We start from the raw sequence: 395 nt of genomic DNA, 5'->3' as shown, positions 1-395 counted from the left end.
GAAGTCGTAACAAGGTAACCGTAGGGGAACCTGCGGTTGGATCACCTCCTTACCTGAAGATACCTTCCGGCGCAGTGTCCACACAGATTGTCTGATAAAAAGTAATGAGCAAAGTGTCTTACGAAGACAGACTTAATTGTCCCCTTCGTCTAGAGGCCCAGGACACTGCCCTTTCACGGCGGTAACAGGGGTTCGAATCCCCTAGGGGACGCCAGGCTCGGTGACAGGTGAAAGATGTTGCCCACATATCTTAAAGATGACTTACGAGTCATGTTTAAGATATTTGCTCTTTAACAATCCGGAACAAGCTGAAAATTGAAACGACGTGTCGTTTTCATTCTCCGTAATAAGAATGAAAAACGCGACACGGTCGGGTCTCTCAAATGCTTGCAGCT

1 tRNA gene and 1 rRNA gene are annotated in these 395 nt (G+C 47.3%); both read left to right on the top strand.

The window, feature by feature from the left end:
• Positions 1-52: ribosomal RNA gene (locus WFO64_RS22385) — 16S ribosomal RNA — on the top strand; the annotation flags it as partial.
• An 86-nt stretch (positions 53-138) separates the two neighbouring features.
• Positions 139-214 (top strand) — tRNA-Glu (locus WFO64_RS22380).
• Positions 215-395 lie beyond the last annotated feature (181 nt).

The organism is Pantoea sp. AS142 (assembly GCF_037152305.1).
Classification (GTDB): domain Bacteria; phylum Pseudomonadota; class Gammaproteobacteria; order Enterobacterales; family Enterobacteriaceae; genus Pantoea.
The sequence above is the reverse complement of the archived record's forward strand: the minus strand, read 5'-3'. Positions and strand labels throughout refer to the sequence as shown.